Below are 19,061 nucleotides of genomic sequence, written 5' to 3'. Positions count from 1 at the left end.
TTAATTGCTTTAAACAATGGTTATAACGCTTTATCTGATTTAATCGAAATCAGATATGTTCACCAATTATCAAAGCAGCAATGTAAATCGATAAGAACGACGAAGATTACATAGAACAATTAACAAACTTGTGAAACGTAAGAATAACACCACAAGCAGGAATCTTAGAAGTTAAACCAGAGTCTGCATCTAAAAACTTAGATGGTCTAACTGGTGATGATTTTATATTTAAAGACCGAATAAATTCTTATGCAGAAGTAATGGCTCCTATTAGTCTTGTTAATAAAAAACAAAACAAGGATAATAATGGATATATCTACACCTTAAAATATAAGGTGAGATTAAATAACAAGGTTAACGACGACACTTGATACGAAGGTCAATCTGATGTTCAGTTGTTCGATAAAGTTAACGTTTAGTTTACTTAACAAAACAGATATTCTAGATAATCCAGACAACGATGAAGGTTATGAATTTTCCATACGAAATCATCGTAAAATAATTCTAAAAATATAGAATTAACGTTAATTAAGTGTTCTAAAATATATATTTTAGAACCTAAAAAAAATAATAGAAAGAAAAAACTATTTAATAACTGTGAAACTGTATGATACCCTAACTAAAACAAACGTAGATATTGATGCTAATAAGATCAATATCTACGTTTGTCGACCGGCAGTTGATCATATTCATACTGGTAATTTAAGACCAATAGTTACCTTTGATATATTAAGAAAACTATTAGAACATTCGAATAAGAAAGTTAATTTTGTTCATAATATTACAGATATAGATGACAAGATTGTTGCTCAAGCAACTAAACTTTGCTTAGCTGAAAATGATTCGCTAAACAATATACTATAGCTTATCTAGATACACTTAATGAACTAGATATCAAAATGCCTAAAATTGTTAAAGTAACTGAAGAAATGGACGGCATTATTGATTATGTTAAACGCATTTATGAAACCGGATACGCTTACAAAATAGAGAATGATGTATATCTAAATACATCTAAGATTAATAATTACGGAATTTTATCTAAACGCAAATTAGATGAACAGATTGCTGGTCACAGAATTAAAAGTGATGAAAATAAATTAAGTCCCAATGACTTTGTGTTGTGAAAGAAAACAACTACGGGTATTGTATGAAATTCAGAATTCGGCGATGGTCGCTCTGGTTGACATACTGAATGCTCTTACATAATTGATAAAGAATTCCAACAAAAAGGATTTATTATTCATGGTGGTGGTATTGATTTGTTATTTCCTCACCACGAAAATGAGAACGCGCAAAACATTGCTTTATATAATCGTAATTTAGCTAATTGTTGAGTGCATGTAAGGCACCTTTTAATTGAAAATGAAAAGATGTCTAAATCACTTAATAACTTTATCTATGTTAAACATTTAATTGAATCGTTTAATTATCGTGCAATACGATGAGTTTTTTATAATTCATCATACACTCTTTCGCTTAATTTTGATGGCAATGTAATTAAATCTGCTCAAAAAGACATTGAGAAAATAGTTAATTGTATTAATGGTTTCAGAACATATTTAATTGCTAATAACCAAAACATTCCAAGTACTTCATTAATTTGTGATAACTTTAAAGAATCGCTATTAGATAACCTTAATTTTGCTAACGCGACAAAAACTATTTGAGAGCATGTTAATACGATAAATGAAGCTATAACTCACAAAAAGATTGAAGAAAATATCTGAGTTTATCAAAAATTAATGTGGTGTTTAGAAATCTATGGAATAGTTTCAGAAATGCTTCATAATGATTATATTAATGAACAGATTGATAACTGAGCTTAATTGTTAGCTAATAAGAATTATGAAAATGCTGACATCATAAGAAACAAATTTATGAACAAAAAAGTTTTATAAAATGAAAGATCAATTTAAACCCCAAAATAAAAATATTCCAAAAAAAAAAAGATTATGCTTATTATGTTTCAATGCTGTTTATGAAGGTTTAATTAACAACTTAAAAATCAAAAAGGTATTTTTACACAAACAAGAAAACGAAATTATCAAGTTATTGAAACAAAGGAATATTGAATACGAGTTGCATCCTTTAAAATGATTTGATAATCAATATAGAGATTCATTAAATCATCAAGGTTTTGTTGCTGAAATTGATGCTAATTCTTTAACGATATCATTTAATGAATTTTGCGAACGCATTAAAGAACAACAAGAAGGAATTATTGTCGTTTTAGATCAAATACAAGACCCGGGTAACTTTGGTGGAATATTACGAACATGATTAGCAGCTAATGTATCTGGCGTGATTTTTAAAAAAGATAATCAAGCCAGAATTAATAACACTGTAATAAAAACATCGCTTGATGTTTGTTTTTATCTTAATTTAATTGAAGTTGCAAACCTTTCATATGCCATAAAAGACCTTCAAGAAAAATATGGATATTGATCTTATGTTTCGAATTTAAGCAGTGAGGCTGCTGACTACAACCAAGAATATGCTAAAAAATTTATATTAATTGTAGGTAATGAACAAAAAAAGTGTGTCTAACCAACTAGTTAAGAATTCGGATTACCAAATTAAGATTCCAATGTATACAGACAAGATTCAATCCTTGAATGTGTCTGTGGCTACAGATATAATGCTATTTAATATGAAACAAAAATCCAATAATTTTGTTTAACATCTCAGTTATTCTTTGTATTAAAATAACATTAAAAATAAATAGAAATTTATACAATAAATACAATAATTCAAACTTTCGATTATCACTAAATTGATTAAATCATTAGCACCATTAAATAAAATCTTATGTCAGATACAAATAAAAAAGAAAAAACAAATAATAAACAATCTTTATTGAATAAGAAAATAAAAATTAGTATTATTGTTATCTTTTTTGTTTTAGCTACTGTTTTTATTTTTTTAGGCGCTTTAGGATTTAGTATTGTGGGTAGATCATTAAGACAGGTTTCTAATAACAACGAAATAGAACTAACATCAACTGGTGTTGGGTTACTAGCAATGGGAATAATTGGTGTAATCTTTGGTTTAGTTTTCTTAATAAGTGGAATCTGTATGTGTATAATGAACTATTTAGTAAAAATTAATTTGCTTAAAACGTTACAGTTAGAAATCATAAGAGAAACAAAGAGAGTCAAAGAACAAAAATTACTTACTTATTCTGAAAGTGATGAACATAATGAATTAAAACAAGAAGAAATTAAGAAAAAAGAGGTTGATTCTGAAATAAATAAAACCCAGCTACAAGTTAAAGGAAAAATTATTTCGTCTAAAATCAATTATCAACCTAATATTAAATTAATATCAAACCAAGTTAATGTACCAGCTAATAATATAAATCGTCAGATTTTTAATCGAAATATTGTTGCTAACAATAATTTAGTAGTTAATTCGAATTTTAATCCGCAATTAAACATTAATAATAATCAACAATTAAGACTACCTAATAGATTTCAACAAAAACCAGTGCATGTATTCGTTAATAACCGGCAAAATCTGATGGTTCGAAATCAAAAGCCATTAACGAATATAAATTCAATGAATCAGCCTAATATGTCATTGAATAATAAAAGTAAATTCCCCGTTCAGATTAATTCTATCCAAGTTAATTTAAGAAGCCCTCAAGTTCAGAATGCTGGAAATAATTTTCAAAATAAAAATAGAAATATTCAAACTCGTTATAAAAATTAAATTATAATTTCAATATCATTCGTTAAACAATTTGCTATAACTTTGTAGATAATAACAAAATTTAGCTAAATTAAAGTAATATATATATAATAGGTATATATACTTAGGTTAGGTTATCTCGTTATGAAAAAATTATCAAAAGGAAAAATAGCTGTAATTACGACTACAGCTTTAGCAGTATCAACAACTGCTATTATTACACCAGTTGTTTTTGCTAGTAAAAAGAATGCAATCGACTCTAAACAAAATTCGCAAAACGCAGCTAAAGAAAATAAGAACGATTCTAATTCTCCTATAAATGGATCAAACTCTTATAGTGATAGTTCGGCTAAGAATAATGATCTATCATTCTTACCATTCTTAGATGAAAAAAATGCAAAAGATTCTAAAAACGTTATTATTGTAGGTGATCAAACTTCTGTTTCATCTTCAAATGAAAGTACAAGTGAAGATGAATCTGCTCCAATTAATTGAAACCAACCTATTAACCCTGTAGGTTCAATTAATACTTCGATGCCCAACATAAAAGATAAAGAGGTTAGCGGTAATATCGATAAACCGAATCTAGCTGTTATAATAGGATCAACTGTTGGCGCGGTATTAGGAGCTTCTCTTGCTGGTATTTCAGTTCTTGGTTATAACTGAAAGAATTCATCTAATAGATGAACAGTTCCAACTGCTATAGATTTACAAACTAGACCTAATGAAGTTGAATTATCATCAATTCCGTTAGATTCTCCTTCATCAAACAAGTCATTATTAGCTCAAGGAAGACAACTTAAAGATTTAGTAATTGATTTCAAAAAAGAAAATAAGCAACGTAATTATTTACTACCTCTTGATTGATTTGCTTCAATGAATGATGGGTTTAATACTGGTATTATAAACCCTGATTTTGGTGACTTCGTTAAATTTTTAAATGAAAATCCAGAACAAAAAGATAATAAATTAGCTTTCTTTAATTACTTAGATAAGAACAATAATACAGCTAAGCATTTTCAATCTAACCTAAAATCTACTGATGAATTAATAGAAGAAGTATTTAGCTTTTTAGATGATGAAAGTGTTAGTTCAACTAATAGTTCGCCAAGAAATTCTGTTAAATTACCTAATCTAAGTGCTGTGCCTCATGAAGAAAATAACGTTGGAATTAGAGCCGCTAAAGATGTTAGAAAACCTACAGATGATCCATTAACTGCTTTAGGTGCTTCGTACGAACAATACCTTTCTCAAAAAATTGATGATCCTAACAAGCCAGTTGTTTTAACAAGTTCTAATGATCTTGAAAATTCGGCTAACAAATTAGTTGAAAGTTACGTAAAATATTCGGCTGAATCTAAAAACGGTACATTGGATAGCGCTTCTTCTGAAGAATTAATTGAAAACTACTATAAATTTATAAGTACTGGTAAAGATAAAAGGGCTGATAACAATGATGTTTCTTTACCTAAATTATCAGCAAATTTAGACTTAGATAAAGTTTATGATGAATTAAAAAGTAATACATTAATTAGTGGTGCTAATAAAATCGATAAGATAAGCGATAAAATTAAAAAAGCATTAATTTATGAAAATCCAGTATTAAGTACACCAAATGAAGGTTCATTTGAAAACCTAGACATTTTAAATAAATTTGTTAATGGAGGCGATGAAATTGAACCTGCTCCTTACGCTAAAGTTCCAAGAGATAGACAAGGTAAACCAGTTATATCAAAGCCGTTCAATCAAGTTGCCGGAACCTTCGCAAAGAACAATCCTGAAGCATTAGAAACAGGCTATATATACATTACAACAACTAGAGGTAATAATCAGACCTCTAAGCGAGAAGCTCGTTCATTCTTTATTCCTGCAGTTTTGTTAGATAAAAAGAATAAAGATTACTTTGAAACTTCATTAAAACTTATTTGAAACGATCCTAGTGCTAAAGATAATCCGTATATCTTTATTCAAAAATTTGATCAAATCAAAAAAGAAAATCCTAATAAACACATAATTCCTCATTATAGTATAAATAACGAAGGTGATTTAACTTACGCTACTTTATCATTCGAAAACACTTTTAAAGATAGAGAAATTCGTGATCAACTAAAACGCAGTTTATCTGCTAATGATGTAGATAAAGTTATATATAGTTCAATTACATTTGATTCTAATGGTGTGAATTCTAGAGTTTTAAATACTCAAAAAACTACAGTTAAATCTGCTTCAAAATCACTTTTAAAAATAAGTTCTGATTCTGAAAGAAGAAACAAAGAGTTAAGTTCTCCTATCATTGTAAATGCGATGAATGAAAATAGTAAAATTGATTCAACAAGAGAAAGAACAATTATTGAAGATTTTACTAAATTAAATAGTAGGACTATTAAAACCAAAAAACCATTAAATATTAAAGGTACATTTTCTTCTAATAGTTCATCTAACGAATATACAATTAGAGTAGGAACTCTAGATTGGATTAGAAAACGTGTTTCAAACTTCTTTAGTTCAACTGCGAACTTCTTCAGAACTAGATTCGCATTCTTGCGTAGATAATAATTAGTTATTAATGAAAAGAAGAACCTAATTGTTCTTGGTTCTTCTTTTTCTATTTATTTAAATAAATGAATTAATAAATTTTATCATTATATATTAATTTATCAAAAAAATAATAATTAGTTTTATAATAAGAATAATAACAAGGTTAATTTTTGTTAAAGAAACATATCGATTATGTCAAAAAAAGTATCTCTTAAAAAAACGATTCTTTTGTCATCATTATGTGTTGTTACAGCTGCTACTGCTGTAGCAATTCCGGTTTCATTAACGGCTGCTAGTTTAAATCGCGTTATTCAACCTATTCAAAATAAGTCAGCTGATTCTTCTAAACCAACCAACCAACCAACCCTAATAATAGACCGTCTGGCGGCAATACGCAATACGAACCAATTAATGGCGGAAGTGATTCTTCTAAACCAACCAAGCCTAATAATATACCGTCTGGCGGCAATACGCAATACGAACCAATTAATGGCGGAAGTGATTCTTCTAAATATGCAACTGGTTCAGAAGGTTATGATGACACAAGTGCACACGAAGGCGATGACGGAATAATTAATCAAAACTTCCATCCAGAAGAAGGTATGGATTCAAATGAAGCTATCAACTCTCCAGGGGTTTCTGTTCCAGGACTAGTTCCACATGAAGGAATGATTACTGATAATAATGGAAACTTATCAAAAAATTTAAATGTAGGTGCTGCTGCAGGAGAAGTGATTGGTGGAATTGCTGCAGTTGGTGCTATTGGAGCTGGTATTGGTTTATTATTAAAGACTTATAAATCTTCTAAAGATGTTAATCCTAAACCAACTTCTACAGTTGAAAAGAGCACAGTGTTAAGAGACTTTAATCTAACTAAATCTAATATTGATGATTTAGCTGATGCATCTCTTGAAAGGTTTGACTTAATCGAAATTAAAGATAAAGACGGAAAGAGAGGAGCTTATTGAGCGCCTAAATTTTGATTTGATAACGATAGAATAAATACTGGCATTGTAGATGGGGAATATGTTGCTAATCCACAATTCCGTTCGTTCTTAAAATACATTAACCAAAACCCTAATGAAATGGGTAACCCAAGTGCTATTATTAACTATTTAGCTAAACAAAACTCTGGTGAGATTAATTTCGATGATGTTGCTGTAGGTTCTAATAGTAATGTTACATCACCAAGCGCATTCAAGAGATCTAACTCAACAAGTTCTAGTTCAACTGATTCATGAGAAAGTTATGATTTAGATAAATTATTTGACCGATCTGATTCAAAAGTTGCTAAACCAAACCAGAATGACAAAGATTCTGCTAAGAGATTCTTATCTAGATCTAATTCAACAGTTAGCACAAGCTCTACATCAAGTTCTTCAAATAAATACTCAATTTTATCTGAAGACGGAATTACTAGATCTTATTCAATTAGCGATATTGAAGAAGAATTAACTAAAACCAGCAACATAAAACCTTCAAAAGGTCAAACTAACAACTTAAGCTTCTTGACAGCATTATCTGATGGTTTACGTGGTAAACGTTTAGAAAAACGCATTGTTCCTAGAGATAATTTAGGAAGACCGTTAATTTCTCAACCAGTTGATTTAGTTGCTAAAAAATTAACAAGAGATGGTAATAATGGATTTGAACAAGGATTCTACTTAGCTCAAGTTACTTATAATGATGTAAATAATGAAAGAAAAGTATCACCAGTATTCTTGCCAGTTGAATCGTTAAGTGAAGCTAACAAACATGAAACTGCTGCTTCATTAAGATCACTATTCTCATCTAGAAGTAACTCAACTGACCCATCAGTTTATGCAGCTGCTTTATTAATCGAAAATCTTTCTCAATCAGGTTCATCTGCATACTCAATTCCTCAAGTTGATCTTTATGGTAGTATTCGCGATTACCAATCAGTTTATGACAGTTCTAAAAACTCAATTATTTTAATTACTGATGATAATAAACAAAAACGGGAAATTGATTACTCAATTTACGCAAGAATTGATAAAACAAGAAAACCAGTTGTTGCTTCAGAGGCTACTATTAATGAAGTTATTGAAATGAAGAAGAGACAACAAGCTCTAAAAGAATTAGCTGAAGTTCCTCCTCCATTACCTGAAAGAAATTACGACACAATTAAATTAACTTCATCATCTGAAAAAGGTTACAGTGTTAATCTTAATAATGCTCAAGCTTCAAGTCTTGGTTCATCTATCTTAAGTAGATTAAATAGATGAGGATCACAATTTAAGAGTTTATTCACTAAAAAATCTAAAGATGATAGTATTCAATTCCCTTGATACAGACCACACTTTGGAATGTGAGATGAAACTATATTGAATAAAGTGTCTACAAATAATAATGTACCTCGTCCTACTAAGATTAAAAATCGTTTAACTTCTTGAAGTTCATCAATTAGAAGTAAATTCTCAGGTTTCTTTACAAAACTTTAAAAACTAAATTTTAATTGATATGAAAAAATCTAAATTGTTCAAAAAACAATTAGCAATAGGGTTATTTATATTACCTTCATTCATTTTATCGTCTTGTAATAATGTAATAAGACCCATTGTAAGACAGTCATCTGAACTAGAAAAAACTGCTCCAAGTTTTGCTGGCTCTTTTGAAGAATATAAAGGTGAAAAAGTTAACAAGAAAAGCTACTATTCTCTTTTATCTTCAAATGATTTAGTTGAAAATTATCAGTCATATACAGATCCAAAAACTAAGAGTTTATACGATAATGTATTTGCAAAAAACTTTTATGAACCATCTTCTCTTAAAGAAGGGTTTGTAGGATTTGATCAAAATGTCTATGCTAAAAAAGAACAAGCACAAGATTCTTTATATCGAGAAGATAATGTTTTGTTTTATGACGGATCTTTGTTTAGTTCTCAAGCTGATTTAACTGCTTATATTGAAACTAAAAAGGATTTATTATCTGAAGAAGCAGGTAATATTGTTGTTCTACGAAATAGCGATAATACTAATTCAGAACCAATTAATGTTGACGAATTAAGAAAAAATAGCCAAACAGAACGTTTAAAATTATTTAATTACATTACTAAGAATTCTAAACTGCAGGTTGAAATTAATAAAGGCGATACAACAACTACTATCAATGTAGATCCTTCATTAAATTTAAGTGATACAGTTCAACAAATCAAAAGTAATGTTCCTGCTAAAGATATTCCAGTTCATTACCAAAGAATAAGCGCTAATAACAACGCATCACAATATTTTGTAGATACTTCTGAAGATGATAACTATGATTTTTATGGTCCGTTATTATTCCAAGGTAATGCTGATATTAACACGATAACAAATCCAGCTAATTGAACAAAGACTAGTACTTTACCAATTGGTTTATATCGTTCTATTTCATCTGATATAGTTACATCAGGATTTGACTTCTTATTAGGCGAAATTAGCATTGGTGATGAAAAGGAAATTAAAATATTAAATAGAAACCTTGAAACTAAAGATTTTATTTTTTATTTCCCTTATAGCGAACAAGAATTAAGAACAGCACAGTATTCTAATAATTCAAAACTTAATTTAGCTTGAGCAGATTTCATTTATGAACTAAAAATTCAACAACCTGAAGTTTATAAAGGTTTATTAGATACTGTACTAAAATTTAATAAAGCTAAGCGTTTTAGTTCATTCTATAAAATCCCAATCTTATATTCTTACTTATTAGATAGTTTAATTGCTAATAAAGCAAAAGAGCAACTGATTTTCTTATTAAAAGATTTCTTTATTAAGTTATCAGATAAAATTGATAGCACATTACAACTAATTAATAGTTATGCTAAACCAAGCGGTTTCGATATTCTTGCTAATAAAGATTTAAACGGAAACTCATTCTCATTTAAAGTTTATTTTGGTATTGACAACAACGACTTTGATGTATCAGCTAGTCTTGAAAATCTATTACCAAACTTATATGAACAATTTTCGAATTTAACTATCTTTATGACAATGCTAATGTTGTCTAACATAGTTGCTGCAATACCAGGTGCGATTTTAAATGAACAAGGTTTAATAGATACAATCAAAGGGATAAATCTATTTGGTGATAAGCAAATTCAAGAAATTGAAACTAAAATCAAAAACAGTTGACCAACTCTTTCAGCTATTTGATGATTATTATCAGCTCAAAACCTAACTCAAGCATTATTCGTAGCTGGATTTAGTCCAAGTTCATTAATGCAAAATAATCTTGATGAAAATACATTAAGAATTATTAGTGGTTTCCAAGATGCGTTTAGCTTAAAATGAATTCGTAACCAATTTGTACAAACTAGCGCTATTGAAACTATTAAAAACGAAATTCCATTGGTTTTAAGAGATGTTCCAACCAAAAGACCAAAAGTAAGAGAACTATTTGCTGATATCCCTAAGAATGTTTTAGAATACTTAAAAGATATTAATGTTGATTTTGGAACAGTTATTTATATCCGTAATTTATACAGTAAAATAAAAGAAGTTCAAAAAACTGATCTTAAAAAAGCTGAAGAGTATTTATCTCAAGTAAGTACTTTTGTAAAATCTTTATCAAGTGATCACTATGTTGATTTATATCTAACTTACATGCAACAATTTCCTTCTGTAATTAATAACAAACCAGAAGCTAGATCTGCAAGTTTATTACTAAGATCATCAACTAGATTAGTAGAAGATGACTCAGAACAACCCTCAACTAGTAATAGTAATGAAAACGCTAATAAAGTTGTTATTAATAATTCAGAAACATTCTCAACTTCTAAGAAAGCAGGATCTCCTGCAATTCTTCAAAATCCAAAAGAAGTGAATGTTAATGAATTAAGTGCTCTTGAAAAATTACAAAAAGATCAGAGAAGATTACAAGCAGTTTTTGTAATTAGTTCAGTACTTGAAGGTTTTGCAACAATTTTAAGTTCTGCTGTAACAGTTAATACTTTAATAAATAATCCAAGTGTATTAAACCGTACTAAGGATTTAGTTATTGCTGGATTACAAACGGCTGCTTCAACTATTTCTGTTTCTTTATCTTTAGCTGGTGAATTTACTTCATTTATTAAAAAAGGCAGTGCAATAGTTGGTGCTTTATCTCCTGTTTTCTATGGATTAACAGTGGCTATGCACATTGCTGTTTTATTGGTGAACGTTTTCTTTCCAACAGAAGAGTACTACTACTACGTGTTTCAAATTGGTCAAGTTCAATATGTATGAACTGGTGGTTATAAGAAAACTTGATTATTAGGTTTAAAAACTTTAAAAGAAAGAACTATTAAAGATATTAAATTAATTAAGCCGATTCAAATCACAAGACCGCAAAATGCATCGTTCTTATACTACAATCAAAAACAATATTCACCAACTGATATTGATAAGATAAAAGATCTGCAAATTACTGAATGGTTAGAAAATAAAAACCTATATGCTATGGATAAAGCTTATATAAATAATGTGAATAAGATTTATTCATTACACAAACCTACAAGAGGTTCAAGCGTTGCTGGCGTTTATGCTTCAAGTAATTTAATTGATCTTTACCAAAATTTATTAGCGACATTACTATCTAATTCATCAATTACTATTCCTCACACTGTATCAACTTCTTTAAATGGTAGCTATATTTCAAATAAAAACAATTTATCAGCAGTTGTTGTAAGAGATGAATTAAACAAAGCCCAAAATTGAACACTAGTTCAAGTTCCGAGTAATGAAGCTGGTGGTTATTTATATCAACCTAGCAAGAACATTAAAATTACTGAAATCGTTAGCTATGATCCTGAAACTAAAATTGGTGTAGCTAAAGGAATGGGAAAATTTGGTTTAAATTCAACAGAATTTATTTTCTATAACAACAATGATGCTTCAGCAAGTCAGGATACATTAAAAACTAAATTCAACGAATTGCTAAAAGCTAGAAAAACTGTTTATTTAGATTCTGTGGGTTCTAGAACAAAATTAATTTATCGTTCAGAATTGTTCAGTGTATTTGATCCAAAACTTAAAAAAACTATCTTCTTCTTATCATTAAGAGATGCTCATAACTACATCGACCAATGAATGTAAGATAAAAAGTATATGATATATACTTTAAATAATTCGTTAAATATTTTATATTCTTAGATTTTCAAGACTATGGCGAATCGACCTATGAATAACAAAGCTAAATTAGCTAAGCTAGCTAAATTAAAAAAGAGTCTATCAATTAGAATGAAAAAGCGATTACTATATGGTGCTGTTGCTTTTACTTCTGCTGGTTTAATTTCAGGTATTATCGGAGCTTCGATAAGCGCAACAATTGATTCTGATAACAAGCTAACTTCGATAATTCAATCTAATTCTAACCTAGTTACTTCTACGAATGAAGGTTTTAATGACAAGATCGATCCAAGAAAACCTAATTCTGATTTAAATAAATTTATTGGGGATTTGTATGCTAGTTATGCTGATCGTGAAAAAGGGATTGTTGATCTGACAACTAACCAAATTAAGCCGTTTGACCAAAATAAATTAAGTGATGCTTATATTGGCGCTAACGGTGAATTATTAACTAAGGAGCAAGCTGCTGCTAGTTTATTACCAGAATATAAACTAATCAAAAAATACGCTTATGGTAGCGGTGATAAATTATATGATTCTTTAGATGAATTAAAGAGTAATTTCTGGAACAATATTAGCGAAAATTCAATAGCTTATTATGTTTTTAAGGATAAAAACGGTCAAAATCATTACTTCAATCCATTAAATAAAAACGATATTGATAAGTTTAAAGAGTTCGTAATTAACCAAGTAATTAATGGTGATGATAAGTTCTCATTAGATTACTACATTCCATATAGCAATGATAAAAATAACTCAACTTACGTTTCGTTAAGTAAATCATCTGCTTTTTTCAACGATCAAGGTAATTTTACATTAAGTTCTAATGCTAATTTAGGTAGAGCTTTCGACCAAAAAATTAATCAATTGTTTAATCAAAAAACAAATGATATCTTTAGTCGATCTTCATTTTTACCAACAATTAGCTTACCAAAAGCAGCAATCAGCGTTCAACGACGTTCAGGTATTTATTTAGATTACCCAACTGCTCCTAATTATGGGTTTGATAAATACTTCGGAATTGGGTTTAAAGATCAAAATCAGGATTGAAACAATGTAAGTATTTCTGATAAATTGGTAGTCAATCAAGGCTTCAGTGTTAATGATCTGATTGCCAACTTACAAAAAATATCTTCACCTGATTTTGTTAGTAAAAACTTTGATTCAGTTCAATTAAATTCTAGATATCAAAGAAATAATCGAGGTTCAATCATCCCTTCAACTACCTCATTAGATGGTTCAGTAAGTAATTATGGTTTAGGACTTCACCAAGAGCAAGATAATTTAAAACCTTTAGTTGCTACTTATAATTCAATAGGGCGTAATAAATCTGATACTGAAGTTGCTAAACTATTAGATAAAGAATTTTTAAAAACTCACGCATATATTAAAAACCGTTCATTTGTAACTAAAGATGGTGTTAAACTATTTGGTAAAAATATCGGATTAATCTATAAGGGTAACTTATACGGTTATACCGTTCATGGTGATCCATATATTGCCAAGGATAACTATAACGGAGATCATAGAAATAAAGTATTTATTTACCACGACACATTTAGTAATAATTCTTGATGATTAAATGCTGGTAATTTTAGTAAAGACGGCTTTATTCAAAACTCGCCTTACTACTTTGGATTTGGTAATTTAGAAAATGCTAACAAAGCTTATGGATTATATCCAGAAAGTGTTCCTATTAGTAACGATACTCTTCATGTAGGTGCTGATATTTTTGATCTAACTACTAATAGAAGAAATGCTGCTGGTCTTGTTGCTGATATTAAAAATCCAGGTAGAAGATGAGATTCTTGAGCTTCTAGATTAACATTCTTACCAGGTTATTGAGAATCTTATAGAATTCCAGCTGAAAACAGAAAACTTTACTTAAATGTTGATGTTGATTGAAAATTAGATAATCAAACTATTACTAACAAAGAAGAATTCATTAGAAAAATATCTGAAAAATTTGGTTTAAACTATTCTGGTAATAATAATTTTGCTATTAAGTCTAATTCAGAATTCTATAAATCTTATTTAAGTCAATCTTATATTAATGGAGCTTCTACTTATGCTATCCTATCGGGCTTGAGTAATTTCAGTTCATTAAACAAAATATTAGATGAAAACTTCTTAAATGTTGCTAAATCTCAAGTTAATAAGTTTGCTCAATTCTATGACAAAACTGTAGCTACATTCAGTTTAGGTAACGGTCGTGATAACCGCTTTGTTGATTATGTAAATACGTTTAATGATTTATTGCGAGCTAATTCGAATTTAAGTTACAATTCAATCAATTTATCAAGCGCGTACAACACTAACTTCTTAACTAAACATGTATTTGATGTTAAAGACATCAAACCAGTTCTTACATATGGAACTAACAAGCAACCTTTATTTGAAATTGATTTAAGTTCTGATAAAAAGAATTTATTAATCCAAAGTCTAGGATCTAACCAAAACAACTTTAAACAAGCGTTATTATCTACATTAACTCGCTTACCTTTAGATCAGTTACACAATTCTTTAACTAATTTATCGAATCACTACAAAGTTGATGGTATTGATTTATCTGCTTATAGTTATGATCTAAAATATAAAAAATACTTGGAATTTAATTCGAATAACAACCAAGTTGAATTAAAAGCGGAATATCAAACTAATATCAAAATTAATCTACCTATCTTACCTAAAGGTATTGATCAAGATCAATTCGCAACTTTAGTAACTGATAACAATACTTGATTCCCAATCACTTATATGTGGAAATTTTACCAAGAAGCGCTTAGTAGATTATCTAGCGATTCGATAACTAAGAGTGGTGATCAAATTGTTACCGATCCCAACAGCCTTCTAGTTTTAGAAGGTGGCATTAATACATTTACTGAATTAAGATATGGTAAGTATTACGATATAACTGGAACTGATATCAATCTATCGATTGATAGTTCTTCTGACAAACACAGTTTATTCTTTGATTCACTTCAAAGCCGAGAATTAACAAAATACTTTATTGGTCAGTTTTCAAATAAAGCAAATGTTGATAATAACTACGAAATCGTTTTGTATTACAACAATGCTACTGACCAAAAACTAGGTTTAGTTAGAGGAAATTACAAGAATCTTTCAAGACTTGAAAAAGAAGCTAAAAATAGAGCGTTAATAGAACTTAAACCTAAAGTTGATGAAAACTACAAATTCTACATCGACAAAGATACAACAACTAAAATTAAAAACACTGTATTTACTTTATACCCACTTAAATTAGAAGACGGAAGAACTTTATACTTTGACTCACTAGACCATTTAAAGGCTTATAGAGGTTAATAAAAAAATAAAAAAAACGTTATCATTATTATTTTGATAACGTTTTTTTGTGCTTTATTTTAAATAAATTTATATAAATCACGTTAGTTTAGGTTTAGTTGACTATTATAATAAAATTGTGTAATTAGGTATTTTATAAAAAGTGAAATCAAAAAAGGTTAATAAAGAAAATGAAGAAATAGCTATTGAAGAATAAGAAGTTCAAAATAGCGAAGTAGAACAATGAAGAAGTAAGTTCTGATTTTGAAAAAGATAAAATACAAAAAGAAGAATTGGCATTCTACCGATCATCTTATCAATTACAGGGATAATAGCTGTATGGATTGGCGCATGATTAATTTCTTACGTGATTGGTTCAATTACTCAAAGAATTCTTGACCTAACAGAAGTTAATGGTGTTGAGATGTCTAATTTCGGTGAGATTTTCAAAAATGAGCTTACCAAAATTTCGTATGTAATGCTGGCTTTTGGTAGCATCCTGATAATTGCTGAAATTGCCTTACTAGTTGTATCTATTGTCCTAGTTATTAAAGATTTCAAAAATAGAAACAAAAACTTGAGTTATTCTTTATCAAACATCAAGAAATGTTAGAGGAATCAGAACAATTCAACTTAAAACTAGATAACCTAAATAGAATTAATCAGGAAAATCTAATAAAATTAATTTATTAAATCAAGAAATAGCAAACTTAAGAAAAAATAACAATAACTCACTAGCTATTATTCAACAACAAAAAGCAATAGAAAAAGTTGCTCCCAAACCTCAACAAGTACCTCAACTTCAACCTCAACCATTAATCAATTACAACCCTCAAATTAATAAAACGCAACAAAATCAGCAAGTTCTTAAAAAAACAGTTGTAAGAACTACCCAAACTTTAATGAAAAATATTGAACCTAAACGTGTTCAAATTACAGCAGTACCTACTCATCCAGCCACTAAACGCACTTTAATAAATCAACCATCATTACCAACAAAGAGATAAAACAAAAAAGTTAAATAAAATCTGATTTTTAAATAAATCAGATTTTATTTTTATTTATAAGCAAAACTCTACTTTAAACATTTTGTTATCTTTATTAGACTAACAATTATGAATATTTCCATACGAAATCATCGTAAAATAATTCTAAAAATATAAAATTAACTTAATTAAGTGTTCTAAAATAATATTTTAGAACCTAAAAAAAAAAAACAATAGAAAGCAAAACCATTTAATAACTGTGAAACTGTATGATACCCTAACTAAAACAAACGTAGATATTGATGCTAATGAGATCAACATCTACGTTTGTGGACCAACTGTTTATGATCATATTCATATTGGTAATTTAAGACCGATAGTTACTTTTGATGTTTTAAGAAAACTATTAGAACATTCAAATAAAAAGGTTAATTTTGTCCACAATATCACAGATATTGATGACAAAATTATTAATCAAGCGCAACGCTTGAATTTATCTGAAGAAGAAGTAACCAAAAGATATACATCTGCTTATTTTGAGATTTTAGATGCGCTTAATATTAAGTTACCCAAGATCGTTAAGGTAACCGACGTAATGAATGGGATCATTAAGTATATTGAAAAAATTTATGATAAGCAATATGCTTATGAACTAGATGGAGATATTTATTTTGATACCACAAGGATTGCTGATTACGGGGTTTTATCTAAACGTAAGTTAGATGATCAGATCAGCGGGATTAGAGTTAAAAGTAATGAAAATAAAACAAGTCCTAATGACTTTGTTTTATGAAAAAAAACAGTTGAAGGAATCAAGTGGAATTCTAGATTTGGCCTAGGACGTCCAGGGTGACATACAGAATGTGCTTATATTATCGATCAAGAATTTAAGCAAAAAGGTTTTGTTATTCACGGTGGTGGAATCGATTTAGTTTTCCCTCACCATGAAAATGAAAATGCGCAAAATCTAGCGCTATATAATAAGAATTTAGCAAACTGTTGAGTGCACGTAGGATATCTTTTAATTGATAATGAAAAGATGTCAAAATCGTTTAACAACTTTATCTATGTTAAGCATTTAATTGAGTCGCACAATTATCGAGCTATTCGATGAGTGTTTTATAACACTGCTCACACCCAACCATTAAACTTCGATGGAACAATTATCAAAGCTGCACAAAAAGATGTTGAAAAAATCATTAGCACAATTAATCGTTTTAGAAGCTATTTGATTGCTAACAAACACAATATTCCAAGCACTTCACTAGTTTGCGAAGAGTTTAAAAAAGCGCTGTTTGATAACTTAAATTTTGCCAATGCAACTAAAGTTATCTGAGATCTAATCAAAGTCTTAAACGAATCAATTGCTTACAAAAAGATTGATGAAAATATCTGGGCTTATCAACAGATTATCTGGTGTTTAGAAATCTATGGAATCGTTCCAGATCTGATCCATAATGAACAGATCATCGATCAGATTAATCAATGAACTGAGTTGTTAAACAACAAGGATTATGAAAAAGCCGATTTAATAAGAAATAAATTGATTAATAAAAAAGTTTTATAGAAATGAAAAATCAATTTAAACCACAATATAATAACAAACACCAAAATAAACATAAGAAAGATCGCTTATGTTTATTTGGTTATAATGCTGTTAATGAAGGCTTAATCAACGATCTTAAAATTAAGAAAATTTACTTACATAAAGAAGATCATCTTTTACTTAAATTAATTAAGCAAAAGAAGATTGAATACGAACTACATACGCTTAAGTGGTTTGATAATCAATACAGGGATTTATCTAACCACCAAGGGTTTGTAGCCGAGATTGATAGTAGTTCATTAACGATCTCGTTTAACGAGTTTTGTGAAAAAATAAAAAACGAACAACAAGGGATTGTTGTTGTTTTAGATCAGATCCATGATCCTGGAAATTTTGGTGGGATCTTACGTACTTGTTTAGCAGCAAATGTGCTTGGGGTCATCTTTAAAAAAGACAACCAAGTAAGTATTAACAACACCGTGATTAAAACATCACTAGGTGCATGTTTTTACCTTAATTTAATTGAGGTTGCCAACTTATCTTATGCGATCAAAGACCTACAAGAAAAGTATGGATTTTGATCTTATGTGTCTAATTTAAGTGATCAAGCTCAAGATTATAATGTTGATTATGCCAATAAATCAATCTTAATTGTTGGGAACGAACAAAAGGGAGTTTCGAGTCAACTAATTAAGAATGCTGATTATCAGATCAAGATCCCGATGCATACTAATAAGATACAGTCTTTAAATGTATCAGTAGCAACTGGAATTATGTTGTTTAATATGAAACAAAAGATGAAGTAAGAACATTAACGATTGTATATATAAACATTGGTATTGAGCATTTTCAATACCAATGTTTATTTTTATTTAGATAACTTTTTA

The 19,061-nt window shown here is 28.9% G+C and carries 12 protein-coding genes and 1 pseudogene; all 13 read left to right on the top strand.

The window, feature by feature from the left end; genetic code table 4:
- Positions 1–128 precede the first annotated feature (128 nt).
- The gene (locus P690_RS0102785; protein ID WP_027122248.1) at positions 129–419 is read left to right on the top strand and encodes a hypothetical protein; all 291 of its coding nucleotides are present in this window, start codon (positions 129–131) and stop codon (positions 417–419) included.
- A 178-nt stretch (positions 420–597) separates the two neighbouring features.
- Positions 598–864: a hypothetical protein gene (locus P690_RS04635; RefSeq protein WP_265736598.1), complete on the top strand. Its 267-nt coding sequence runs from the start codon at positions 598–600 to the stop codon at positions 862–864.
- A gap of 35 nt (positions 865–899) precedes the next feature.
- Positions 900–1,829 carry a class I tRNA ligase family protein gene (locus P690_RS04085; RefSeq protein WP_265736597.1) on the top strand — a complete coding sequence of 310 codons (930 nt, stop codon included), beginning with the start codon at positions 900–902 and terminating at the stop codon, positions 1,827–1,829.
- Positions 1,830–1,902: 73 nt separating this feature from the next.
- The gene (gene rlmB, locus P690_RS04080) at positions 1,903–2,550 is read left to right on the top strand and encodes a 23S rRNA (guanosine(2251)-2'-O)-methyltransferase RlmB (RefSeq protein ID WP_245576688.1); all 648 of its coding nucleotides are present in this window, start codon (positions 1,903–1,905) and stop codon (positions 2,548–2,550) included.
- The gene (locus tag P690_RS04545) at positions 2,528–2,683 is read left to right on the top strand and encodes a TrmH family RNA methyltransferase (protein ID WP_245576686.1); all 156 of its coding nucleotides are present in this window, start codon (positions 2,528–2,530) and stop codon (positions 2,681–2,683) included. The genes rlmB (P690_RS04080) and P690_RS04545 overlap by 23 nt, the downstream gene beginning before the upstream one ends.
- Before the next feature lie 128 nt (positions 2,684–2,811).
- Positions 2,812–3,714, top strand: a complete 903-nt coding sequence (locus tag P690_RS0102770; RefSeq protein ID WP_027122247.1) for a hypothetical protein — start codon at positions 2,812–2,814, stop codon at positions 3,712–3,714.
- 123 nt (positions 3,715–3,837) lie between these two features.
- Complete coding sequence (locus tag P690_RS0102765; RefSeq protein WP_027122246.1) at positions 3,838–6,246, top strand: hypothetical protein; 2,409 nt, start codon at positions 3,838–3,840, stop codon at positions 6,244–6,246.
- A gap of 177 nt (positions 6,247–6,423) precedes the next feature.
- Positions 6,424–8,693 (top strand): annotated as a pseudogene (locus P690_RS04075) (glycine zipper family protein).
- 19 nt (positions 8,694–8,712) lie between these two features.
- Positions 8,713–12,306 (top strand): hypothetical protein, encoded by a 3,594-nt coding sequence (locus P690_RS0102755; RefSeq protein WP_027122245.1) that lies wholly within the window; start codon positions 8,713–8,715, stop codon positions 12,304–12,306.
- 69 nt (positions 12,307–12,375) lie between these two features.
- Positions 12,376–15,663 (top strand): hypothetical protein, encoded by a 3,288-nt coding sequence (locus tag P690_RS0102750; protein WP_027122244.1) that lies wholly within the window; start codon positions 12,376–12,378, stop codon positions 15,661–15,663.
- A 346-nt stretch (positions 15,664–16,009) separates the two neighbouring features.
- Entirely contained in the window at positions 16,010–16,255 is a 246-nt protein-coding gene (locus P690_RS04535; protein WP_027122243.1) for a hypothetical protein, read from the top strand.
- A gap of 632 nt (positions 16,256–16,887) precedes the next feature.
- A complete protein-coding gene (cysS, locus tag P690_RS0102735; protein ID WP_027122242.1) occupies positions 16,888–18,195 on the top strand; it encodes a cysteine--tRNA ligase in 1,308 nt (435 codons plus the stop codon).
- 2 nt (positions 18,196–18,197) lie between these two features.
- A complete protein-coding gene (gene rlmB / locus P690_RS0102730; protein WP_027122241.1) occupies positions 18,198–18,980 on the top strand; it encodes a 23S rRNA (guanosine(2251)-2'-O)-methyltransferase RlmB in 783 nt (260 codons plus the stop codon).
- The last annotated feature ends 81 nt before the right edge of the window (positions 18,981–19,061 follow it).

The sequence above is a fragment of the Mycoplasma imitans ATCC 51306 genome, from assembly GCF_000518305.1.
GTDB classification, from domain to species: Bacteria; Bacillota_I; Bacilli_A; order Mycoplasmatales; family Mycoplasmoidaceae; genus Mycoplasmoides; species Mycoplasmoides imitans.
The sequence above is the reverse complement of the archived record's forward strand: the minus strand, read 5'-3'. Positions and strand labels throughout refer to the sequence as shown.